This is a genomic window from Amycolatopsis sp. A1MSW2902 (genome assembly GCF_017312175.1).
Taxonomy (GTDB): domain Bacteria; phylum Actinomycetota; class Actinomycetes; order Mycobacteriales; family Pseudonocardiaceae; genus Amycolatopsis; species Amycolatopsis nivea.
The window spans coordinates 1647818-1669705 of record NZ_QJPO01000001.1 but is presented as its reverse complement, the minus strand read 5'-3'; the positions used below and the strand labels follow the sequence as shown (position 1 = coordinate 1669705).

The 21888-nt window shown below is 67.9% G+C and carries 24 protein-coding genes; 9 read left to right on the top strand and 15 right to left on the bottom strand.

Annotated elements, in window-relative coordinates; genetic code table 11:
- The first annotated feature begins 87 nt into the window (after nt 1–87).
- The 3 genes from DMP23_RS07755 to DMP23_RS07745 all read left to right on the top strand — a co-directional run bounded on the left by DMP23_RS07755 (nt 88) and on the right by DMP23_RS07745 (nt 1972).
- A complete protein-coding gene (locus DMP23_RS07755) occupies nt 88–804 on the top strand; it encodes an SDR family NAD(P)-dependent oxidoreductase (protein ID WP_337820601.1) in 717 nt (238 codons plus the stop codon).
- 15 nt (nt 805–819) lie between these two features.
- On the top strand, nt 820–1617 hold the full coding sequence (locus tag DMP23_RS07750) for an SDR family NAD(P)-dependent oxidoreductase (protein ID WP_337820600.1): 798 nt from the start codon (nt 820–822) through the stop codon (nt 1615–1617).
- A gap of 127 nt (nt 1618–1744) precedes the next feature.
- Complete coding sequence (locus DMP23_RS07745; RefSeq protein WP_337820599.1) at nt 1745–1972, top strand: hypothetical protein; 228 nt, start codon at nt 1745–1747, stop codon at nt 1970–1972.
- Nucleotides 1973–2256: 284 nt separating this feature from the next.
- On the opposite strand, the gene DMP23_RS07740 is transcribed toward DMP23_RS07745, so the two are convergent.
- Complete coding sequence (locus DMP23_RS07740) at nt 2257–2943, bottom strand: TetR/AcrR family transcriptional regulator (RefSeq protein WP_037817783.1); 687 nt, start codon at nt 2941–2943, stop codon at nt 2257–2259.
- A 70-nt stretch (nt 2944–3013) separates the two neighbouring features.
- On the opposite strand from DMP23_RS07740, the gene DMP23_RS07735 reads away from it, so the two are divergent.
- On the top strand, nt 3014–3769 hold the full coding sequence (locus DMP23_RS07735) for an SDR family oxidoreductase (protein WP_037817784.1): 756 nt from the start codon (nt 3014–3016) through the stop codon (nt 3767–3769).
- Between the two features lie 23 nt (nt 3770–3792).
- Nucleotides 3793–4125 (top strand): nuclear transport factor 2 family protein, encoded by a 333-nt coding sequence (locus tag DMP23_RS07730; RefSeq protein ID WP_043836421.1) that lies wholly within the window; start codon nt 3793–3795, stop codon nt 4123–4125.
- A 46-nt stretch (nt 4126–4171) separates the two neighbouring features.
- On the opposite strand, the gene DMP23_RS07725 is transcribed toward DMP23_RS07730, so the two are convergent.
- The 12 genes from DMP23_RS07725 to DMP23_RS07670 all read right to left on the bottom strand — a co-directional run bounded on the left by DMP23_RS07725 (nt 4172) and on the right by DMP23_RS07670 (nt 16707).
- Nucleotides 4172–4867, bottom strand: a complete 696-nt coding sequence (locus DMP23_RS07725; RefSeq protein WP_337820598.1) for an ABC transporter ATP-binding protein — start codon at nt 4865–4867, stop codon at nt 4172–4174.
- Nucleotides 4864–6582, bottom strand: a complete 1719-nt coding sequence (locus tag DMP23_RS07720; RefSeq protein WP_337820597.1) for a branched-chain amino acid ABC transporter ATP-binding protein/permease — start codon at nt 6580–6582, stop codon at nt 4864–4866. The genes DMP23_RS07725 and DMP23_RS07720 overlap by 4 nt, the downstream gene beginning before the upstream one ends.
- Nucleotides 6569–7429: a branched-chain amino acid ABC transporter permease gene (locus DMP23_RS07715; protein WP_337820596.1), complete on the bottom strand. Its 861-nt coding sequence runs from the start codon at nt 7427–7429 to the stop codon at nt 6569–6571. Before DMP23_RS07715 ends, DMP23_RS07720 begins: the two co-directional genes overlap by 14 nt.
- A gap of 30 nt (nt 7430–7459) precedes the next feature.
- Nucleotides 7460–8638 carry an ABC transporter substrate-binding protein gene (locus DMP23_RS07710; protein ID WP_238604664.1) on the bottom strand — a complete coding sequence of 393 codons (1179 nt, stop codon included), beginning with the start codon at nt 8636–8638 and terminating at the stop codon, nt 7460–7462.
- A gap of 96 nt (nt 8639–8734) precedes the next feature.
- A complete protein-coding gene (locus tag DMP23_RS07705) occupies nt 8735–9121 on the bottom strand; it encodes a nuclear transport factor 2 family protein (protein ID WP_037817792.1) in 387 nt (128 codons plus the stop codon).
- An 11-nt stretch (nt 9122–9132) separates the two neighbouring features.
- Nucleotides 9133–9900 carry a MoaF C-terminal domain-containing protein gene (locus DMP23_RS07700; RefSeq protein WP_037818001.1) on the bottom strand — a complete coding sequence of 256 codons (768 nt, stop codon included), beginning with the start codon at nt 9898–9900 and terminating at the stop codon, nt 9133–9135.
- A 154-nt stretch (nt 9901–10054) separates the two neighbouring features.
- Nucleotides 10055–10996 (bottom strand): helix-turn-helix domain-containing protein, encoded by a 942-nt coding sequence (locus tag DMP23_RS07695; protein WP_107051170.1) that lies wholly within the window; start codon nt 10994–10996, stop codon nt 10055–10057.
- 83 nt (nt 10997–11079) lie between these two features.
- A complete protein-coding gene (gene hpaD / locus DMP23_RS07690) occupies nt 11080–12132 on the bottom strand; it encodes a 3,4-dihydroxyphenylacetate 2,3-dioxygenase (RefSeq protein ID WP_134728857.1) in 1053 nt (350 codons plus the stop codon).
- The gene (gene hpaE, locus DMP23_RS07685) at nt 12129–13637 is read right to left on the bottom strand and encodes a 5-carboxymethyl-2-hydroxymuconate semialdehyde dehydrogenase (RefSeq protein WP_336159266.1); all 1509 of its coding nucleotides are present in this window, start codon (nt 13635–13637) and stop codon (nt 12129–12131) included. The genes hpaD and hpaE overlap by 4 nt, the downstream gene beginning before the upstream one ends.
- Nucleotides 13638–13639: 2 nt before the next feature.
- A complete protein-coding gene (dapA, locus tag DMP23_RS07680) occupies nt 13640–14584 on the bottom strand; it encodes a 4-hydroxy-tetrahydrodipicolinate synthase (RefSeq protein WP_037817798.1) in 945 nt (314 codons plus the stop codon).
- A gap of 15 nt (nt 14585–14599) precedes the next feature.
- The gene (locus DMP23_RS07675; RefSeq protein WP_037817800.1) at nt 14600–15274 is read right to left on the bottom strand and encodes a GntR family transcriptional regulator; all 675 of its coding nucleotides are present in this window, start codon (nt 15272–15274) and stop codon (nt 14600–14602) included.
- Entirely contained in the window at nt 15262–16707 is a 1446-nt protein-coding gene (locus DMP23_RS07670; protein ID WP_337820595.1) for a fumarylacetoacetate hydrolase family protein, read from the bottom strand. The genes DMP23_RS07675 and DMP23_RS07670 overlap by 13 nt, the downstream gene beginning before the upstream one ends.
- Nucleotides 16708–16953: 246 nt before the next feature.
- Here DMP23_RS07670 and DMP23_RS07665 point away from each other — a divergent pair, with 246 nt between their 5' ends.
- The 4 genes from DMP23_RS07665 to DMP23_RS07650 all read left to right on the top strand — a co-directional run bounded on the left by DMP23_RS07665 (nt 16954) and on the right by DMP23_RS07650 (nt 19951).
- Nucleotides 16954–17631, top strand: a complete 678-nt coding sequence (locus tag DMP23_RS07665) for an SAV_915 family protein (protein WP_337820594.1) — start codon at nt 16954–16956, stop codon at nt 17629–17631.
- Nucleotides 17632–17633: 2 nt separating this feature from the next.
- Nucleotides 17634–17981: a hypothetical protein gene (locus DMP23_RS07660; RefSeq protein WP_337820593.1), complete on the top strand. Its 348-nt coding sequence runs from the start codon at nt 17634–17636 to the stop codon at nt 17979–17981.
- Nucleotides 17926–19227, top strand: coding sequence for a hypothetical protein (locus tag DMP23_RS07655; RefSeq protein WP_337820592.1), 1302 nt, complete (start codon nt 17926–17928; stop codon nt 19225–19227). The genes DMP23_RS07660 and DMP23_RS07655 overlap by 56 nt, the downstream gene beginning before the upstream one ends.
- A 241-nt stretch (nt 19228–19468) precedes the next feature.
- Complete coding sequence (locus tag DMP23_RS07650) at nt 19469–19951, top strand: hypothetical protein (protein WP_337820591.1); 483 nt, start codon at nt 19469–19471, stop codon at nt 19949–19951.
- Nucleotides 19952–20057: 106 nt separating this feature from the next.
- Here the strand turns inward: DMP23_RS07650 and DMP23_RS07645 are convergent, their stop codons facing one another.
- Both DMP23_RS07645 and DMP23_RS07640 read right to left on the bottom strand, forming a co-directional pair.
- Entirely contained in the window at nt 20058–21125 is a 1068-nt protein-coding gene (locus DMP23_RS07645; protein ID WP_134664915.1) for a DmpA family aminopeptidase, read from the bottom strand.
- Entirely contained in the window at nt 21122–21733 is a 612-nt protein-coding gene (locus DMP23_RS07640) for a TetR/AcrR family transcriptional regulator (RefSeq protein ID WP_037817810.1), read from the bottom strand. The genes DMP23_RS07645 and DMP23_RS07640 overlap by 4 nt, the downstream gene beginning before the upstream one ends.
- Between the last annotated feature and the right edge of the window lie 155 nt (nt 21734–21888).

The window sequence follows — 21888 nt, the reverse complement described above, 5'->3', positions numbered from 1 at the left end:
GCCGGGACCCGGGGGTCGTGCGGTCGCTGACAACAAGGATGCACTCGTTGCCAATCCCCGCGGGCGCCGTTGCTGCAGGATTGCCGGATGCGACTCGACCTCGACGGCAAGGCTGTGCTGATCACCGGGGCTGCGTCCGGGATCGGGCTGGCCTGCGCGCGGGCGTTCCTGGACGAGGGCGCGCGGGTCGGGATCCTCGACCGGATCCGGCCGCCGTCGCTGCCGGGGGACGTCGTCGCGGCGCGGGCGGACATCACCGACGAGGACCAGGTCGCCGCGGGCGTGCGGCTCGTGGCGGAGTCGTTCGGCGGGATTGACGTGGTAGTCGGCTGCGCTGGGATATCAGGACCGGTCGGACGGCCGCTCTCCGAGATCAGCGCGGCGGACTTCACCTCGGTGATGGCGGTGAACGTGCTGGGCCAGTTCCTGGTCGCGAAGCACGCTCGGCCGTGGCTGGGGGACGGGAGCTCGATCGTCTTCCTGGCCAGCGATTCGGCCTTCGTGTGCGCGCCGGGGATGGTGCCCTACTGCGCGTCGAAGGGCGCGGTGGTGTCGTTGACGCGCGCGTTGTCGGTCGAGTTCGGCGGCGTCCGGGTCAACTGCGTGTGCCCGTCGGTGGTGGACACGCCGATGGCGCGAGGGGATTTGGGGGACCTGCTGGACGAACCGGGGTTCCCGGTCCAGGCGGCCGGGGAGGTCGCCCAGCAGGTGGTGTATCTGGCTTCCGCGCGGGCGCGGACGGTGAACGGACAGGCCTTGCTCGCCGACTTCGGCTATTCGGCTCGGTCTGGGTTTCCTGCTTGAAAGGGAGAAATGACGATGGCAGACACGCGGGTCGTGGCGATTACCGGCGGAGGGACGGGCATTGGGGCTGCGGTTGCTCGGCGGTACGCCGGCGAAGGCGCACAGGTCGTGGTTCTGGGCCGGCGGCGCGAGCCGCTGGAGAAGGTCGCTGCGGAGACTGGCGCGCACGTGATCGCCGGCGACGCCAGCGTCCGGGAGGACGCGGAGGCGGCGATCGCGGAAATCGTCGAGAAGTTCGGGCGGCTGGACGTGATCGTGGCCAATGCCGGCGGGCACGGGCTGTCCTCGGTGGTGGACACCGGCGACGAGGAATGGGAGATCGCGCTTCGGTCCAATTTGTCCAGTGCGTTCGTGTTCTGCCGCGCTGCGTTGCCTTCTCTCGTGCAGAGCGGCGGGCAGGTCGTCATCGTTTCTTCGCTGGCCGGGTTGTTCGCCGGGCCCAATGTCGCCGGGTACACGGTGGCGAAGCACGCGTTGATCGGGCTGACCCGGTCTATCGCCCGGGATTACGGGCCGCGCGGGGTGCGGGCCAACGCGGTGTGCCCGGGCTGGGTGCGGACGCCGATGGCGGACGGGGAGATGGAGCAGTTCGCCGAGGCGGCCGGGTTCGACGGCGGGCACGACGAGGGGTACCGGCGGGTGACCGCCGAGGTGCCGTTGCGGCGTCCGGCCGAACCGGAGGAAATCGCTTCCATCGTGCGGTTCCTGGGCTCGTCGGAGTCCTCGTACATCACCGGGGCCGTGCTGGTCGCGGACGGCGGGGCGCACGCGGTCGACTTGCCCACCTTGGCCTTTGAGCGCGCCGGGATGTAGCCCGATAATGGCCGGATGACGTTCGAGGGGGGGCTGGGCGGAGAAGACCGCGACGGCCAACCAGCGGTTCGCGGACAAGGCCGTCGCGATCGCCCGGGAGGTCGAAGTCCTGCTCGGCCGGGAGGCCATGACCTATCCGCGACACCCGGTCGCGCGCGCCCGCGAGGCGCTCGCCGACCGGGTGTTCGCGCTTCTGGCCGCTGCGCGCGACGCCAGCCAGACCTTCTACAACGTCGACCAGGTGCCGGTGGCGATCGTCTCCGACGTTTACGGCGACGACTGGGTCGAGAAGGTGGCCGACGCCGCCGCCGAAGTCCTCCGCGAAGCGGCCAGCCGTCCCGGTCAGGCGACGTGACAAGGACAACGCAAGCCGCGGTCCGCGCGCGATTGCTGGGGCACGAAACCCGGCGGTTCTTCGACATCGCGGTTCTTCGACGTCGACTGCTGGGTGCTCGGAGCCACCGCCGAGACGTCCGATCGGTACCTCGACCTGACCATGAGTTCGTGGCGCGACCGGGGCTGGGCGACGGAGTTCCTCGCGGAGCCGCAACGGGTACCTCGGCCTGGCGGGGACGACGCCGGTCTTCGCCGCGGACTCGCCCGAGGGCGACCCGTTTCCCAGCCGGATCGATCGTCGCGTCAGCTTGATTCCGCCAGGGTCCGCAGCCATTTCGTGAGCAGCTGGGTTTCCGTCGCGCCCAGAATCTCCGGGTTCGCCGCGGCGTGCTCCAGCACGCGGTGGATTTCGGCGGACCGGTCCCCGGCCGCCGAGGTGCCGGTGATCGCGGCGATCGCGCCTTCCCGCACCGCCACGGACAGCGGGCGGTCTTCCTCGGCGAGGATGATCTGCCGCAGCGTGACGCCGATGTTCGCCACCAGGATGTGCGCGGCCGCCTGGTCCGGCGGGACCGTCAGGCGGCCCTGGTCGGCCGCCGCCTTGGTCAGGGCGCGCAGCATCGCGCTGGGGCGTTCTTGCGCTTCGGGGGCGTGGCCGGGGTGCACCTGGCCGTACATGAGCGTGTAGAAGCCGGGGTTCGCGATTCCGAACGCGACGTGGGCGTCCCAGCCGTCGCGCAGGTCCTGGATCGGGTCGCCGGACGGCTCGTGCGCGCCCTTCTCCGCGAGGTACAGGTCGAAACCGCGCTCGACGACCGCGTCCAGCAGGCCCTGTTTGCTGCCGAAGAAGTGGTACAGCGTCGGCATTTTCACCCCGGCTTGGGCACAGATCGCGCGCAGCGAGATGTCCTCGCCCGGCGTCGCCGCGACCTGTTCGGCTGCGGCGTCCAGGAGCCGGGTCCGTGTATCCGCGTTCGCAATCTGTGTCACACCGCTATGGTAGCCGCTATTGCACTGCTACAGTGATACATATCAGCGATAAAGAGATGGAGGGGTCCTCATGACCGACCACACCCTCAAGGGCAAGAACGTCCTGGTCGCCGCCGGGGCGAAGAACCTGGGCGGGCTCATCAGCAGACAGGCCGCCGAGGCCGGCGCGAACGTGGCGATCCACTACAACTCCGAGTCGACCCGGCCGCAGGCGGAAGAGACGCTCGCCGCGGTCGAGGCGGCGGGCGGCAAGGGCGTCGTGCTCACCGGCGACCTCACCGTCCCGGCGAACGTGGAGAAGCTGTTCGCCGACGCGGAGGCCGCGCTCGGGAAGATCGACGTCGCGGTCAACACGGTGGGCAAGGTGCTGCGCAAGCCGATCACCGAGACCACCGAGGACGAGTACGACTCGATGTTCGACATCAACTCGAAGGCGGCCTACTTCTTCATCAAGGAAGCGGGCAAGAACGTCGCCGACGGCGGCAAGATCATCACGATCGTGACCAGCCTGCTCGCGGCGTTCACCGACGGGTACTCGACCTACGCGGGCGGCAAGAGCCCGGTCGAGCACTTCACCCGCGCCGCGGCCAAGGAATTCGCCCCGCGCGGGATCTCGGTCACCGCGGTCGGGCCCGGCCCGATGGACACGCCGTTCTTCTACGGCCAGGAAACCCCGGAACGGGTGGAATTCCACAAGTCGCAGGCGATGGGCGGGCAGCTGACTAAGATCGAGGACATCGCCCCGATCGTGTCGTTCCTCGCGACGTCCGGCTGGTGGATCACCGGGCAGACTATCTTCGCCAACGGCGGCTACACCACCCGCTGAGCAACGACAGCAAGGGAAACGCCATGTCCGAAGTGGAGATTCCGGAACCGGTCGCGTCGTTCGTCGACGCGGTGAATCGGCACGACGACGCCGCGTTCCTGGACGCGTTCACCGAAAAGGGCGTCGTGGACGACTGGGGCCGGTCGTTCGCCGGGCGCGCCGAGATCAAGGGGTGGAGCGACGTCGAGTTCATCGGCTCGCGCGGCGTCCTGACCCCGGAGGAGGTCACGGTCTCCGGCGATGGCGCCGTCACCGTCGTCGGGGATTGGCGCAGCAATCACGCCAACGGACGGTCGAAGTTCGTCTTCGCCGTCGACGGCGACCGGATCGCCAAGATGACCATCCGGGAAGGCTGACCGGCCGGGGCGTGGGCGTCCCACCGCGGAACGTCCACGCCCCGGGTCAGTTGGTGCCCAGATACGCCTGGTGCAGCGTGTCCGGCTGGTCCAGCAGGGGCTGCGACTCCCCGGCGTAGGTGACCCTGCCGGAGGAAACGACCACGGCTTCCTGCGCGACTTTCAGCGCCAGGTGGGTGAACTGTTCCACCAGGAGGATCGCCGCGCCCGCGTTGGCGAATTCGGTGACCGCCGGGAGAAGCCTGGTAAAGACGGCCGGGGCCAGTCCGAGCGACATCTCGTCGATGAGCAGGAACTTCGGTTTCGCGGCGAAGGCCCGGCCCAGCACCACCATCTGCTGCTCGCCGCCGGACAGCAGCGCGGCGGGCGAGTTCTTGCGTTTTTCCAATTCCGGGAAGAGGGCGAGGACTTCTTCCACGCCGGCCGGGGTTTTGGCGGTCAGGCGCAGGTTTTCCAGGACGGTCAGGCTGGCGAACACCGCGCGTCCCTGTTCCACGTGCGCCAGTCCGAGCCGCGCTCTGGCTACCCGCGAATGTTTCGTGACATCAGTGTGTCCAATGTGGATTGCTCCGGACGCCGCCGGGATCACGCCGGACAGGGCTTCCAACAGGCTGGTCTTGCCCGCTCCGTTGGGGCCGACCAATGCGGTGATCTTGCCCGGTTCCAGTGTCAGTCCGACGTCGGCGATGACTGGGCCCGCGCCGCGCGCGACGGTCAGGTTCTCGATTCGCAGCGTGCTCACAGCATCTCCGTTTCGCCCAGGTAGGCCTTCAGAACCGCCGGATCCGCCAGCACTTCCGCCTGCGGGCCGCTCGCGAGCACCTCGCCGAAGTCGAGCACGGTCAGCGTGTCGCAGACCGACCGGACCAGGTCCAGGTCGTGTTCGATGATCAGCACCGAGACGCCGAACCGGGCCGGGACCTGCCGCAGGCGTTCGCCGAACGCGACATGTTCCTCGTGCGGGAGACCCGCCGCCGGTTCGTCGAGGAGCAGCACCTGGGGCTTGGCCATGAGGTGGCCGACGACTTCGACCAGCCGGCGCGCGCCCACGTCGACGCGGTCCAGCGGCGTCGCGGCCGGCGGGCACCCGAAGAACTCCAGTGCGGCAGCGACCTCGGCGGCGTCCGGGCGGCGGCGGGCGACGAAGCGGACGTAAGCCTCGATGGTCAGTCCCGCCGGGACTCGGTCTTGCTGGAAGGTTCGGCGCAGGCCGAAGCGGGCTCGTTGCGTCGGATTGCCGGTGAGCGGACGGTCGGCCAGTTCGACGGTTCCTTCCGCTTGCGGCAGGAAGCCGCTGATGGCGTCGACCAAAGTGGACTTTCCCGCGCCGTTCGGGCCGATGACGCCTAGGACTCCACCCTTCGGTACGGCCAAGTCCACTCCGGACAGTGCCTTCACTTGTCCGAAGGTGACACTCAGGCCCCGGACCACCAGTACCGGTTCGCCGGGCGGCAGTCGCGGCGGTTCTTCGCCCAGCGCAGTGATCTGAACCCCAGCGCTGGCCCTCGAGCGACGCCGCCACAGCTCGCGGATCGCGGTGCCGAGGTTGCCGCGTCCGGCCAGCGCCTGGATGCCCAGGAGACCGAAGATCACGTAACCCCAGTCTTGCGGGACTCCCCACCGCTTCAACAGCTCTGGTACGGCAACCCAGAGGACAGCACCGAACACTGCCATATCAATCAGGTGCGCACCGGACATGATCGCCAGCACGTACAACGCCAGTGACTGCAGCGGGGCGAAACTGGTCGGGAACGCGAACCCGACCTGTGCGGTCAGCAGGCCGCCGCTGATGCCGCCCAGAGTGGCGCTGACCGCGAAGGCCGACAGCTTGGCCGTACGAACGCTGGCACCTGCCGCCGCGGTACCGCGCTCGGAGAACGCCACCGCGGCCCAGCTGCTGCCCCACGGACCGCGCCGGAGGAAGTGCACGAGCAAGGCGCAGACGATCAGGACGATGATGCACATGAGGAAGTACGCGTTGTCGTCGGCCACAAAGGACGGACGGTCCACCGAGACGCCGTCCGTGGTGCCGGGGAACTGGATTTCCACCAGGGTGACGTCGGCGGCCGCGGCCAGGCCGAGAGTCACCACCGCCAGGTTGATCCCGCGCAGCCGCAGCGCGGGGAGTCCAATGAGGACACCGACGACACCGGCGGCGAGACCGCCCAGCAGCAGCCAGAAGAAGAATCCGCCGGGGGCACCGGCTTTGTTCAATGCGGAGACGACCCACGCGCCGATCGCGCCGAAGGTCAGCTGGCACAAGGAAATCATCCCGGCGCTGCCGGTGACGACGCCCAAGCCGAGCAAGGCGATCGCGGCTACGACGACGCTCACGCCGAGGTAGGCGAAGTAGCCGTTGAGACCGACGGTCAGGCCGATTCCGACCAGCACCGCGACCACCGCGACGACCAGTGGGGTTCCGAAGCGGGACACTGCGCCCCGGTCAGCGAGCTGCATCCCACACCTCCTTGCGCTGAGACCACACGAGCAGGCCGACGATGGCCAGGAACGGGACGAAATTCCGCACTACCGAAAACTGGTCGACCTGCGCGAGCGCACCCTGCAGCATGCCGAGCACCAGTCCGCCGACGACGGCGAGGTCCAGCCTGCGGAACCCGCCGAGCAGGGCCGCCGCGGCCGCGGGCACGACCAGCATGGACAGCGAGGTGGCGTCGTTCGACTGGGACGGGGCGACGATCACGATGATGACCGTGCTGATCAGCCCGGTGGCGCCCCACACGGCGGCACTGAGACGTTTCGCGGGGATACCTAACAGCTCAGCTGTCGTCGGGCGTTCCGACAAAGCACGCAGTGAGATACCAACGGGCGTCTTTGTCAGGATCAGCCGTGCGGCGAAGGCGATCACCACCGCCAGCACGACGGTCACGACCGTCACCTGGCTGATCACCACGCCGCCGACGGTGAACGCCGGGCCGGCCAGCAACGCCTGGAACGGCTGCGGTTTGTTGCCGAACAGGATGAACGACAACGAGATCAACAGCAGCAGCACCGCGACAGTGACCGCCGAACGGGTGCCGGTGCCTGCTTCGGCCAGCCACGTCGAGACGACCCAGCCGATCAGCACGCTCAGCACTCCGCCCAGCAGCACGCCGAGCACCACCGCCAGCCACTCCGGCAGTCCGCCGTGGACGGACAGCGCCACCCCGACGTAACTGCCGAACATGCCGGTCGCCGCCTGCGCGAAGTTGACGACCCGGACCAGCCGCGACATCAGCGTCAGGCACACCGCCAGCACCGCGTAAAGCCCGCCGGCGGCGAGCCCGGCCAGCGCTCCCTGCACCATTGCAGTCTCCTCTTTCCAGAGCGGATCGGGTCAGCGCCGCGGAATCCGCAGCCAGTCGGTACCGGCGATCTCCCACCGGTTCGTGCCCGTCGCGAGCTTCACCGGCCAGCCCGCGATGTTGTCGTGGTGCGTCTGCCCGGGGCCGAACACGTACGGCGTGCCGACCATCGGATCGGAGATCGGCTTCATTTCGCGCAGCGCCTTCGTCACCGATTCCCGCGTGATGTCGCCCGGCATGCCTTCCAGCACCTTCAGGAAGTACTTCGCCGCGAGATAGCCGCCCTGGCTGAACGAGGTCAGCGGAATGTTGTTGCGGGTCATGAGATCCCGCCACTCCTTGGTGCGCGGGCTCGACGGATCGGTGAACGGGTAGAACTCGGCGGGCACGTAAACGCCCTTGCCCGCGTCGGAAACCGCTTTCGCGTACTGTTCACTGTAGACACTCGTGAGCAGCAGCCAGGTCACGTCTTTCCAACCTTGTGCCTGCGCGGCTTTCAGCTGGCCGATCGAGTCGGGCTCCACCGGGTTCACTGTCACCGCTTTGCACCCGGCGGCACGCGCCTTCACGATGTAAGGCGTGTAGTCGGAACCGTTGTACGGCACGGTCGCGTCGACGTACTTCAGTTTCTTGCCGGTGATTTTCGACCATTCGTCAATGGCCGCGCGGTAGTATGGCAACGTGTTCCCGGCGATTTCCAGCAGTGCGCACATGTCTTCCAGGTGCAGCACTTCGGAGCCGTACAGCAGGGTCAGCGTCATGTCGTGGAACGGCCCGACGTTGGCCGGCCCGATGTTCGGGCTGGTGAAGCACGACGGGTCGACGCCGATGCCGGAGATGGAGAGGACTCTTTCCTGCTGGTAGTACTTGGCGTTGATCTGGCATTCGATGAGGCTCGACGAACCGACCAGCGCCACCGCCTGGTCGCCGCCCACGATTTCGCGGGCCGCGGCCGCCGCGGCGGCGGGGTCGCCCTTGTCGTCGATGGCGTGGTATTCGATCTTGCGCCCGTGCACGCCGCCCGCCGCGTTCGCCGCGTCGAAGACGGCCTTGGCGGCCTGGGAGGATTCCGGGAAGGTGGCGGGTCCGCTCAGCGCGTTGACCGAGCCGACCACGATCGGTCCGTTCGGATCGGCGGTGCCCGCGCAGCCCGCCGCGACCAGCGTGACGAGCACGGCCGACGCGAGCGCGGGCAGGAACTTTCTCATCATGGCTCGGCTTTCCGGTCCACAGTGACCAGAGGGGGAGGGGAGAGAGAACGGGGGCGGTGCCGGGGGAAGGACCGGCACCGCCGTGGCGCGGCAGGCTCAGTCGGTCGCCGCGGCGACCGGTGCGGAATCGACGATCTGCTCGAAGCTCGCGACCTTGTCGCCGTCGAACTTCCACACGTGCGCCACGCGAGCGGTGAAAGCCTTGCCGGACTTGCGGTTCGTGCCGGTGTAGGTGCCGAGCCCGACGATCGAGTCACCGGCGTCCAGCAGCGCGGAGAGGGAGAACTGGTAGCCGTCCCAGTCGCGGGCGATCGCCTCGAAGACGTTGCGCCGTACCTCGTCCGGCCCGGTGTAGGTGCCCGCGTAAGGGAATCCGGCGGCCTCGGTCCAGGTGGTCTCGGGGCCGATCGGCGCGAGCATGCCGTCGAGGTCGCCGCGGTCGCTCGCCTCGTAGTGCGCGGTGATCACGTCCAAATTGGACACGGGGGAACTCCTTAAACGGGCTGGACGTCGGGGTAGCTGATCGAGCCGAGCGGGTAGATGTGCCCGCCCGCGCGGGAGTGCTCGGACCGGCCGTCGCCGGTGATGCCGAGGAAAACGCCGGTGGTGCGCAGGTCGTAGCCGAGGTCGTGCAGCCACACGCTCGCCACCGCGATCCGGAACTCGCGGAAGCAGAACAGGTACAGGCCGTCGGCGAACTTCCAGACGGTCGACATGTCCACGTCGCCGTGCCCGCGCTGCACGCCCTCGACGCACTGCCAGCAGTAGCGTTCGGAGGAAAGGTAAACGTGCTCGTACAGGTGGTTCGGGCTGTAGCGGTAGACGTTGCGCTTGCCGATGAGGTCCCGCGACGGCCCGGGCACGTCGCCGGTCGGCTCGCCGCCGTCGGTGGTGCCGGCGTGGAAGGTCTGCGAAACCCGCGGCGTGCCTTCGATGTCCTCGTCGCCGATCACCGACCGGATGGTCATCGCGCGGTGCGTGGTGGTCGAGTAGACGATTGTGCGGGCCTCGCCTTCGACGCTCGTCAGCGGCAGATTCACGAAAAAGACGTCAGGACGCACGGCGACCGCGTCGTACGGGTCCTCGACGCCGTTGAGCGTGAGCCGTTCGCCGTCGAGGAACCGCAGCTCGAGCTTCGCGCCGTCATCGAGCGTGACGGTGAGCTCCTGCCCGGTGAGGTCCGCGTTGGGCAGCCGGTAGGTGTCGATCCCGGCGGCGAACTCGTCGTAGGTGCGCCATTCGTCTGGGGAAGGGTCGGACATGCCCATCATGCTCGCCGCGCCCCGGCCCGGGAGCGAACGTTCGTGCGCTGGCGGGCAACTGCCGGACGCTCGCGGTCAATACCAGCGGCTTCGGGGCGAAACGGCAACGGCGCCCCCGGTGATCGGGAGCGCCGTGGATGGTGTGGGAGCCGGGTCAGCCGCGGGCGCGGAGTTCGCTTGGCGACTGTGCGAAGGCCGCCCGGAACACCCGCGAAAAGTGCGCCGCGTCGACAAATCCCCACCGCGCCGCGATTGCCGCCACCGGACGGGCCGCCAGCAGCGGATCCCGCAGATCCCGGCGGCAATGCTCCAACCGCCGCTGCCGGATCCACCCAGCGACGGTCGTCCCCTGCTCCTGGAACAACCCGTGCAGATGCCGCGTCGAGATGTAATGCTCCGCGGCGATCTGCGCCGGACCGAGATCAGACCGCGAAAGATTGGCGTCGATGTAGCTGCGGATCCGCCGCATCAGGTCGTGGTGCGGGTCGGCCGCCGTGCGGTCCAGATCGAGTTCGGTGGCCAGCATCGTGGTCAGCAGGTCGACCGCGTTGTGGGCCAGCCGCACGCCCACCGGGCTCGTCAGCACGTCCAGATTCCCGCCCAGCTGCGCCAGGAACGGCACCACGACGTTGCCGACCCCTTCGCGCCCGGACATCCGCACCGCGGTGAGCTGACCAACGAGGTCGCGTGGCAGGTCAACCTGCTGCTGCGGGAACATCAGCACCAGCGTCCGAAAATTCTCTTCGAACACGAGAGAGTACGGCCGGTTCGTGTCGTACAGCGCGACGTCGCCGGGCCGCAGCACGGCTTCGCGGCCGTCCTGGGTGAGAATGCCGGTGCCGGCCAGCATGACGCTCAGCTTGTAGCAGGGCCGGTCGGCGCGGGCGATGAGTTCCGGCGTCCGCTCGACGGCGTGCGGGGACGCGGTGATCTCGGTGAGCGCGATCTCGCCCGCCTCGTGCGTGCGGAGCCTGCCGTGGAACCGGTCGCGGTGCTCGGTGCTCACCTGCAGCGGCACGAACGATCGCAGGACAGCGGACCGGAACTCCGTGAAGTCCTGCGCGACCGTGGTCGGCGTCTGCAAGATAGCCGTCATCATGTCACCTCTCCGTCGAAGTGCCGGTACCGCTGCGTGCCCGGGGAAGGGACCTGGCGCCCCTTCCCCGGACGGGACGCACCTTAGACCTGTTCGCCCAGTTTGAAACCCTGGTCGGCCCCGTCGGCGCGGGTGTAGGAGAACCCGTCCGCGCCGATGGTGACGTCCATTTCCTTCGTCTCGGTGCGTTCCTCGACCGGCTGGAGCTTCCCGTCCAGGTCGAGCACCCGCGAGGCCTCGGTGTACCAGCTCGGCACCACCGGATTGCCCCACCAGTCGCGGCGCTGGTTGTCGTGCACGTCCCAGCTGATCACCGGGTTGTCCGGGTCGCCGGTGTAATAGTCGTGGGTGTAGATCTCGATCCGGTGCCCGTCCGGGTCACGCACGTACAAATAGAACGCGTTCGACACGCCGTGGCGGCCGGGACCGCGCTCGATCTGGTCCGATTTCCGCACCGCGCCGAGGTGGTCGCAGATGTGCAGGATCTGGTGCCGCTCGTGCGTCGCGAACGCGATGTGGTGCAGGCGAGGGCCCGCGCCGCCGGTGAGCGCGACGTCGTGCACGGTCGGTTTGCGGAACATCCACGCCGCGTACACGGTGCCCTCGTCGTCCACGATGTCTTCCGACACCCGGAAGCCGAGGCCCTCGTAGTACTTCCGCGCGGCAGGGACGTCCGGCGTGTTCACGTTGAAGTGGTCCAGCCGCGACAGCGCGCCCGGGCCGTGCACGTCGTAGCGCTGGGTGAAGCGCTCCACGTGTTCGGCCTCGTAGAAGAACTCGATCGGGAAGCCGAGCGGGTCCAGCACGCGCACCGCTTCGCCGATGCCGCGCGTGGTTCCCGCCGGGACGCGGCGCACCTCGACGCCGAGTTCCCGGTAGTACGCCTCGGCGACGTCGAGCTCGCCCTCGCCGCGCACGCGATACGCGAGCACGGCCAGCGCCGGTTCCGCGCCCTTGCGCAGGATCAGCGAGTGGTGCAGGTATTCCTCGAACGCGCGCAGGTATATCGCCTGGTCGTCCTCGTATGTCACGACGAGACCGAGAACGTCCACATAGAACTCTCGCGACGCCTTCAGGTCGCTGACGATCAATTCCGCGTAGGCGCAGCGGATGACGTCCGGCGGGGTCGTGGTCATGCCTTGTCCTTCCCGGCCCCGAAGCGCGCCGTGTGCACGTCGCCGAGCGTGATGTGCACGGCCTGCTGTTCGGTGTAGAAGTCGATCGAGCGGTAGCCGCCTTCGTGGCCGAGGCCGGACGCCTTGACCCCGCCGAACGGCGTGCGCAGGTCGCGCACGTTGTGCGAGTTCAGCCAGACCATGCCGGCGTCGATGCTCTGCGCGAAGTTGTGCGCGCGGGTCAGGTCGGCGGTCCAGACGTAGGCGGCCAGGCCGTACTTGACGTTGTTGGCCAGCTCGAGAGCTTCTTCGTCGGTGTCGAACGGGGTGATCGCCACGACCGGGCCGAAGATCTCCTCCTGGAAGATCCGCGCGTCCGGCTTCACGTCGGCGAACACCGTCGGGGCCACGTAGTTGCCGGTGTCCAGGCCCTCCGGACGGCCGCCGCCCGCGAGCAGTTTCCCTTCCGTCTTGCCGATTTCGATGTAGCTCATCACCTTGTCGAAGTGCTCCGGGTGCACGAGCGCGCCGACCTCGGTGGCCGGGTCGTGCGGGTCGCCGACCACGATGTTGCGGGCGCGTTCGGCGTACCGGGCGCAGAACTCCTCGTAAATCGGGCGCTCGACGAGGATCCGGCTGCCCGCCGTGCAGCGTTCGCCGTTGAGCGAGAAGACGCCGAACAGCGTGGAGTCCAGCGCGGCCTCGAAGTCCGCGTCGGCGAACACGACGGCCGGGGACTTGCCGCCCAGCTCCATGGACATGCCCTTGAGCCCGGGCGCGCAGTTGCGGAAGATCGTTTCGCCGGTGGTGGTTTCGCCGGTGAACGAGATCAGCCGGACGTCCGGGTGCTTGACCAGCGCGTCGCCCGCTTCCTCGCCGAGGCCGTTGACGAGGTTGAACACCCCGTCCGGCACGCCCGCCTCGCGGAAGATGTCCGCCCACAGGCTCGCCGACAGCGGCGTGAACTCGGCGGGCTTGAGCACCACGGTGCAGCCGGACGCCAGCGCCGGCGCGAGCTTCCAGCTCTCCAGCATGAACGGCGTGTTCCACGGCGTGATCAGCCCGGCGACGCCGACCGGCTTGCGGTTGACGTAGTTGACCTGCTTGCCGGGGACCTTGTAGGTGTCGTCGGCCTGCGCGACGATCAGGTCGGCGAAGAAGCGGAAGTTCTCCGCCGCGCGCTGCGCCTGGCCGAGCGCCTGCTTGATCGGCAGGCCGGTGTCGAAGGTTTCCAGCTCGGCCAGCTGCTTGTCGCGGCTCTCCACGAGATCGGCGATCTTGTTGAGGATCCGGGCGCGCTGGCGCGGCAGCATCTTCGGCCACGGGCCGTGGTCGAACGCCTCCTTCGCCGCGGCGACGGCGAGGTCGATGTCCTCGGCCTTGCCCGCCGAAGCCGTCATGTACGGCTTGTTGGTGACCGGGTCGAGCACCTCGAAGGTCTCGCCCGAGACGCTGTCGGCCGGCGCTCCGCCGATGTAGTGGCGGATGTGCTCCGGCAGGTTCTCCGGAACGTAGTGCGCGGTCATGGTCACTTTCCTTCCACGGTGAAGCCGTCGACGGGCGAGAGGTACTGCTCGCCCTGGCGCATCAGTTCGGTGATCCGGGCGATGCCCGGTTCGGTCGGGGTGATCAGCGGCGGGCGCACGAAGCCCGACTTGATCAGGCCGCGCTGCTCCAGCACCCACTTGCCCGGCGCCGGGTTGGTCTCGACGAACAGCAGGTCGACCAGCGGGTGCAGGCCGTAGTGGATCTCGCGGGCGCGGTCGAAGTCGCCCTCGGTCCACGCGCGGTACATCTCGGCGCTGGCGGCCGGGGCGATGTTCGCGGTGGCGCTGACGAACCCGGTGCCGCCGAGGGAAAGCAGCGGCAGGCACAGCAGTTCGATGCCCGACCAGACGAGCAATTCCTTGCCGCACAAGTGAAGTACGCGGGAGAAGTGCTCGAAGTCCTTGGTGGTCTCCTTGATCCCGACGAAGTTGTCGAAATCGCGGAACAGCCGCGCGACCGTCTCCGGCGCGAGGTCGACCGACGTCCGGCTCGGCACGTTGTAGGCGACGATCGGCAGGTCCGGGAATTCCTTCGCGACCGTGGCGTACCAGCGGTAGAGCGCTTCCTGGGTGGGCCGCGCGTAGTACGGGGTGATGATCAGCGCGGCGTCGATGCCCGCGTCGCGTGCTTCGGAGGTCAGCTCGAGCGTCTCGTCGAGCTTCGCCGAACCGGTGCCGGGCATGAACGGCACCTTGTCGTCCACCGCCTTGGCGACCGTGCGGATCGTCTCCGCGCGCTCGGCCAGCGTCATCGCGCCGGGCTCGCCGGTGGAACCGCCGATCGAGACGCCGTGCGAACCGGACGCGAGCTGCCAGTTCACCAGGTTGGCCAGGCTGTCGTGGTCGACGGCGCCGTCGGCGGTGAACGGGGTCATCAGCGGCGCGATCGAGCCGGTGATGGCGTTCGGGGTACTGCGGAACCTCATGGGGTGGGGTCCTTCCTAGGGAGCTTCGGCGGGCGGGGCGGCCCGCCGGTCGAGGTAGGCGTCGAGGGTGGCGGTGCGGTGCCGGCGCGCGGCCAGTTCGAGTTCCAGCGGGTCGGCGTTCTGCTCGATCAGCACCAGCAGTTGTTCGTGTTCCTTGACCGATTCGTGGGCGCGGCCCGGGACGAAGCTGAACGTCGAATCGCGCAGCGACGCCAGCCGGTGCCAGCCGCGGTGCACGAGGTCGAGCACGTGCGGGTTCGGGCACGGTTCAAAGAGGACAGAGTGGAACTCTTGGTTCAGCTCGGTGAACCGGTGCGGTTCGAAGTTTTCCAGCGACAGGCGCATCTGCTCGTTGACCGCGCGTGCCCGTTCGATGTCCTCAGTGGACAGTTTCGGCGCGGACAGTGAGGTGGCGAAACCTTCCACCAACGCAAGCGTTTGCATGGTGTGCTCGTAGGCGGTCTCGTCGACCATCACCACCTGCGCGCCGACGTTCCGCTCGAACGTGACCAGCCCTTCGGCTTCGAGCAGCCGGATCGCCTCGCGCACCGGGACGACGCTGACGTCCAGTTCCTTGGCGATCTGCCCCAGCACCAGGCGATAGCCGGGACCGAAGGTCCGGTCCGCGATCCGGTCCTTGATCCAGCGGTACGCGCGCTGGGATTTGCTCTCGCCTGCTACGGGCGCCACTGGGCGTACCTGGCCTTCCAGTGCTCGTTCATCGGGTAGAGGCCGTCGACGCTTTCGCCGTTCGCGACCTGCTCCGCGATGAACGTTTCCTGGCGCTCCTGCTCGATCGCCGCGTCCGCGATCTTTTCCACCAGGTGCGGCGGAATCACCAGGACGCCGTCGGAATCGCCGACAATCACGTCGCCCGGCTGAACGGTCGCGCCGCCGCACGCGATGGTGATGTCGACGTCCCACGGAACGTGGCGGCGACCGAGTACGGCCGGGTGCGGGCCGGAGTGGTAAGTCGGAATGTCCAGCGCTGCCACCGCCGCCAGGTCACGAACGCCGCCGTCGGTGACGATGCCCGCCGCGCCGCGAACCTGCGCGCGCAGGGCGAGGATGTCGCCGATCGTGCCGGTTCCCTTTTCGCCGCGGGCTTCCATCACCAGGACGTCGCCGGGGTTGAGGGAATCGATGGCGCGTTTCTGGGCGTTGAAGCCGCCGCCGTGGGATTTGAAGAGGTCCTCGCGGAAGGGGACGTAACGAAGCGTCCTCGCGCGGCCGATGAGTTTCGTGTCCGGACGGGTCGAGCCGAGGCCGTCGATGGAGACGTGGTTGTAGCCGTTTTTGCGCAGCTGGGCGGAAAGCGTTGCCGTGCCTACGCTGGTGAGCTTGGTCTTGAGTTCCTCGGTGAGCACGAATTCCGCCGGGAGCCCCGCGGATTCCCGGTCGCCGTAAGCCTGTTCGCGCTGGTTGTCGTCGATTTTGGGCTGAGCACTGAACTCCGGCAGTGGTGTGGTGCCCTCCATGACCGGCGTGACCAGCCGCCCGGTGGTGAGGTCGCCATGGCTGACCTCGACCTCGACCGTGTCGCCCGGCTGCACCACGGACGATCCCGCCGGAGTCCCGGTGAGGATGACGTCGCCGGGTTCGAGGGTGCTGAGCTGGGAGAGGTCGGCGACGAGCGTGCCGAAGTCGAAAATGAGGTCCTCGGTGGTGTCGTCCTGGACGAGCTCGCCGTTGACCCAGGTGCGGACGTGAAGATTTTTGGGGTCGACCTCCGCGGCCGGGATGGTCGCCGGACCGAGCGGGGTGAACCCGTCGCCGCCCTTGGAACGGAGGTTGGACCCGCCGTCGGCGTGCCGCAGATCGTATACGCCAAAGTCGTTGGCGGCGGTGACGCTCTCGACGCAGCCCCAGCCTTCATCCGGACTGACGCGGCGGGCCTGCTTGCCGATGATCAAGGCGATCTCGCCCTCGAAGGCAAGGAGTTCGGTGCCCGCGGGGCGCTCGATCGGGGTGCCGGAGGCGCTGATGGAGGTGACGGGTTTGACGAAGTAGGAGGGCTTCGCCGGGGTCCTGCCGCGCTGCTTCGCACGGGACGGGTAGTTCAAATGAAGCGCAATGACCTTGCCCGGCCGCTCCGGCGGGGTGGTGCTCGATACGGGACTCATGGGGGTTGACCTGCCCGGATGTCGTCGGGAGAGGAAGATATCTCAAAAGATATACGATCCTGGCGGGTTGGGGCAAGGGGTCGCTTCTGGGCTTGCCTGGTGACGCCCGCGGGCGTGTCCCCGGGTATCCCCGCTGGTCAGGCGTGTTTATTCAGCGCTGACTGTTTGCGACCTGCTGACAATCCCTTGCTTCGGCCACTACAGTGACGGCGCGAGCACGCACAGTTGTGCGGGCAGGGGGTGAAGATGGCGGGTCACTCTGACGCGTCCAACGTCGTCCAGGCGCTAGTACGCATCGACGACGTGCCGGAGCGGTTGCCGGAGCTGGTGTTCGTGCTGGTCATCCTAGGTCCAGAGGGGCAGCCGGGCAGGCTTGAAGTCCGTCGCACCACGAGGAACGAGTCAGCGGTCGCGGCCTATTCGTCGATCGATCGGCTGGTCGATGCCTGCGGGAGCGGACAGCCGTGGGCGCAAGTCGCTCGCGACCGGTTGCTCGAAGCATGCCGCGAGCTGGGAATCGGCATCGTGGCATTCGATGCCGTGCTCGACCTCGTACCGCGGTATCCCGAGATCGACAGCCGGGATCAGCCTCCGCTGGAGCCGGTCCAGCCGCTGGACGACCAGGACGGCTTCCTCTACGTGCCTTCGAGGCCGGTCCGGGCCGGCCAGCAGATCGTGGAACTGGAACTGCAGCCGGCTCGCAACGGCAGGCCAGTGCTCCTGGCCTACACCTCGCCGGAGCTGCTGGCCGCGGGGTGCGGACCGTATCAACCCTGGGTCGCGATCAACGGCGACGAGCTCGAAGCCGTCGCGGACGAGGCGGGAGCGCACGGGGTATTGCTCAACCCCGTGCTCGCCGAAGAGTCCCGGCACGCCGCTCCCGTGCGCGATTGGACGTCTCGGCCCGCGATCGGAGGGGAGTAGCCATGTCCGCGCCCTATGGGGACACGACCGGTTACAGCTTCACCGAAGGAGCGCTCAAGAGCATTGCCGGCCAGTTGCGCGATGCTGAGAAGGCACTCGACGGCGTCACGTCGAACGTCGTGCGCGGCGTCGACGCGGGTGCGTCGTCCGCGATCGTCGGGACCGTGCTGGACGACCTGGTGAAGATGGGCGTCGGCGCGGCTGGCGCGGCCGGTGGTGCGGCGGAGAAGGTGCACGCCGCCAACGGTGCCTACGACGACATCGAAAACACCCACGCCGGGCAGCTCAAGCTCAATGACAAACACGCCGACGACCCTGATAGACAGAGGGAAACGCACGTCCACGGCTGAGAGGGGCAGCATGGGGCAAGCGCTCAACACCACGGTGAACGGCTCGTCCGGCACCTGCGTCGCTGCCGCGGACTGGCTGCACACCGTCGCCGAGGCAGGACATCGGGCCGCCGGGAACGTCCGTGCCGCACGCAGCGGTGCCGAGGCGGGCTGGCACGGGCCTTCGAGCCAGGCGTTCCAGGAATCGATCGCCAACATCGACGTCGCCGCAGACGACATGGCGAACTGGGCCGCGACTGCCGAGCGCGGCCTCCGGGAGTTCGCGTCGTCGCTGGACGCGGTGACAGCCCGGATGAACGAAGCGCTCGCCCAAGCGCACGCAGGCGGGTTGCGGGTCGACGGCCCGTTCATCGTCGAGCCCGATCCGATTCCCGCGAACAAGCCCGGCACTCCGGTCGAGGTGTGCACCGCCGGTGGCGCGACCCGGGCGGTCGGCATTTACCAGGGCGACATCAAGCAGTACAACACCCTTGTCTTTCAGTACAACGGCAAAGTCGCCGCCTACAACGAGTGCAAAGCGATCGTCGATGCGGCACGGACTGCCGAAGGCAATGCGCACCAAGCGCTCCAGCACGCCCTTCAGCCGCCGTCGGGACGGCTCGACATCGACGCCTACGTGGTGGGGACAACCACCATCGCCCGGGTCAACGGCTACATCAGTTCGTTCGAAAACCCGCGCAAGGAAGCGCTGCTCAACGCCCAGCGTTCCGCGGCCAGCGCGCAGTTCTTCGATGATTGGGCGCACGGCACGCGTGTCAGCCTGACCGCACTCAACAAAGAGGACCTCGCGTGGGCGGCCGGCAAGGCGCGGGACAACAAGGCCGCGTACGAGACACGGGCGCGGCAGTTTCAGCAGTATGTCGACAAAGTTCCGGAGCAAGTCCGCGACTGGATCGCGAAGTATCCGGGGAAGGAAAGTCTTCATGTTCTCCCGGAAGATGCGAGCATGGGCCTGAAGGCCGGACAGAAGCTTCTCAAGGGAATGCCTTACGTCGGCAGCGCACTGACTGTGGTAAACGAGTCGATCGGAGCAGCTACCGGTGAACAGTCCTGGGGCAAAGCTGTCGCGGACTCCGGCGGATTGATTGTCGGGGGCGCGGCAGGAGCGGCACTCGCGAGCGCGGGAGCCGGTGCCGTCTTCGGTTCGCCTCTGGGGCCGGTCGGGTCTTTCGTCGTCGGCACAGCTGGCGGAATCGCAGGTGCTATCGGCGGTCAAGCTGTCGCCGACTGGCTCGTGCCGAAATAAGCAGGAAGTCGCATACATGGCAGAAGCATTGACTCCAGGCGGGCCGGACGGTCTTCCTCCGCGGCCGGACCCGCGGACCGGAGAACCCTTTCCGCCGCACGGGCTGAGCTACTTCGGGGGAGGGCAGCGGTCGCCGGACGCCGACCCGACGCGGGAGAACCGCCCCTCTTTTCGGCCGGAGCCTCCGCCCGGGAAGGGGCCTGTGCTGGCTTGGCATCGGGAAAACCGACGCGGGAAGATCATGAGCGCCGTCGTCGGACTGGCGTTGATGCTCGCGTTGGTCGCCGGTGTTTCCCTGGTTCGCGGTCAGGGGCTGAGCGCGTTCACGTACTGGCAGATCTGGGTCGTCGTCGCGGTATTCACCTTCCTGATGACCAGTCCGTTCACGTATTTGACCTACGCCGCGGGCGCTGACTGGCTCCTGGTGGAACGCTCGAGGTGGGGAATCAAGAAACGAGTCTGGCTGGACCTGTACAACCTGACCAAGATCGACGCGTCCTACGGGGGGACAACCTTCCACCTCTGGCTATACAACAGAGAGGGCGGGTTTTCCCGCAGCTCGCATGAGCTGCAGTTGGATCGGCGAATCTGGGATCTCGTGTACAACGGCATCCTGCACTCGGTCGCGAACGGGGCCCAGGTCAGCAATCAAGCGATCGGCATCTTGCAGCTAGGCAAAACGCCAGCGCTGAAGATGCGGGACGCGGAGCACCCTGACCGGTGACGTGGGACTTTCCTCGACGGCGGACGGTTCCCGACACGAAAGCCCCGGCTCGCCCGGACGCGGCGCATCGTCAGCCAAACGCCCAGGCGAGCCCGCCGCGCCTGCTCTAAGCCCCCCACCTCGCCAACGGAAGCGCCGGAACCCGGTGCCCCCGATGCCCGGTCATCTCCTCATTCGCCACCAGTGCGTTCAACACCGCCTCTTCCACCGCCTGCACCACCGCCTCGAAGAACGGGTCGATCGCACCCCACGGCACGAATCGCATGCTCTCGTAAGGTTCGTCGTCCGGCCGGGGGAAATGGCTGGTCAGCGCGCCCGCGTTGGCTGTGCTGAACGCCAGGAACAGATCGCCCGAGAAGTGCGACCCGGTGGTTCCGGTACGTGCCAGCCCCAACGGCACGCGACGGGCCAGCGCAGTGCACTGACCAGGCAACAGAGGCGCATCCGTCCCGATCACCACGATCACCGAACCGGCACCGGCAGGGGCGAGCCAGCTGGTGTCGGCCATGGGGTTGTCGTCAGCGAGTTCCGCGCCCAGATGCGACCCGGCCACCGTCAGCTCCGGGCGGCTGCCGAAGTTTGCCTGCACCAGGGCTCCGACGGTGTAGCTGTCCGATCCATGCGCGACAACCCGTGACGAAGTGCCGGTCCCGCCCTTGAAGCCGTAGCAGGTCATGCCGGTGCCACCGCCTACCGAGCCCTCCGCGATGGGGCCGGTGGTGGCCGCGTCGATGGCGGCTACTGCGTGGTCGGTCCGGATGGTCGGGGCGTTGACGTCGTTGAGATACCCGTCCCACGTCTCCGCGACCACGGGCAGCAGCCACTCCGCCGCGGCGTCCGGGCGTTCGCGGACTACCCAGTCGATCGTTCCCCGGTGACACTGCCCGACGGAGTGAGTGCTGGTGATCAGCACCGGCAGGGTCAGCGAACCCGTCTCGGCCAGCCAGGCGCGGCCGGTCATTTCTCCGTTGCCGTTCAACGAAAAGGTGCCCGCGGAGCACGGCACGTCGAACTGGGAACGGCCGCGCGGCAGGATCGCGGTGACCCCGGTCCGCACCGAATCTCCTTCGACCAGGGTGGTGTATCCGACCTCGACGCCTGGGATGTCAGTGATCGCGTTGTGCGGGCCGGGCTTGCCGCCGAGGGCCAGTCCTAGGTCGCGGGCGCGGGTCATGCGGGGTCCTCCAGGGAGCATCGGGTCGAAACGCGGGCATAAGACAAGACCGCGGTCTCGGCGACGGATCGGTCGAGCGGCGGGACGGCTTGGGTCAGGTGCAGGCCGTAGCCGTCTTCGAGGGTGACGAGGTTGCGGGCGATGGTGACCGGGTCGTCGGTCAGGTCGAAAATCCCGGTCGCGGCACCGGCTTCCAGGATGCCGACGTAACCGCGCACCTGGCGTTCGTACAGGGCGATGTGCCGCGCGGCGTAGGCCGGTTCGCGGCGGGCGATGGTGCCCAGTTCGTACAGCAGCACGCACAGTTCGTCGTTCTTGCCGTTGGGCAGTCCGCTGCCGATCATCGCGCGCAGCCGGGCGCGTGGGTCGGCCTCGGCGGCGACGGCGGCTTCGCGCGCTACACAGAAGCGTTCGACGGCCTCCTGCTGCACGTCTTCGAGCAGGTCGCTCAGGGAAGGGTAGTAGTACAACAGGGAACCCGGCGACATGCCGGCGTGGTCCGCGACGTCGCGCAGCTTCAGGTTCAGCACGCCGCGTTCGACGACCGTGTGCCGCGCCGCGGCCACCAGTTCCGCCCGCCGCTCGGGGGCCTTGCTCGGTCTTGCCATGCCTTGATTCTTTGAACAAATCTCGAAAAATGCAACCCCCGATCCGGATCGAGACCGCTGAAGTCTTGACGTAGCGGGCGTGAGGGCCTTAGCTGAACGCCCGGCTGGTTATTTGAGTTCCATTCAAACAACGTACTTGAGCAACGACTTGATGG